Source organism: Oleiphilus sp. HI0067 (genome assembly GCF_001635735.1).
On record NZ_LWFI01000819.1, the window covers coordinates 1 to 420 of the forward strand.

Sequence of the window (420 nt, forward strand, 5' to 3'; positions counted from 1 at the left end):
TATCGTAAAGAAGGGCGTGGTGATTACATGCTTGAAGAGATTACAAATCAAGCGAAAGCTCAAAATCTTGAGTATTTGTTCGTTCTAACCACTCAGACGGAGCATTGGTTTTTAGAACGAGGTTTTGAGATGAGTGCTTACTCGGAGTTGCCTGATTCAAAGCAATATGACGTGAGCCGCAAGGCAAAAGTTTTAAGGAAAAAACTGAAGTAACGGTCCAATGATCACAGAACGAAGAACCCAAGAACGTATATCGAGTGAACAAGCCGCCACGCTGTATTTAGAATCTGGTGAAAGCTATGCCTGTGTTATTGCCGACTTTTGCGGCCAAGGGATGTATATCACTTACACGCCCAATGCACTTGGTTTATCTGAAGATAATCGCGTCATACGTGTGGGTTTTGTCGATGAGTTAGGGAA

The 420-nt window shown here is 42.9% G+C and carries 1 protein-coding gene and 1 pseudogene; both read left to right on the top strand.

All coding sequences use genetic code 11. The annotated features are described in order from the left end of the window. A pseudogene (locus A3739_RS29800) lies at positions 1 to 213 on the top strand (amino-acid N-acetyltransferase); the annotation flags it as partial. A gap of 7 nt (positions 214 to 220) precedes the next feature. Beyond that, the coding region (locus A3739_RS08745; RefSeq protein WP_156502497.1) for a hypothetical protein at positions 221 to 420 on the top strand (200 nt) is incomplete at its 3' end.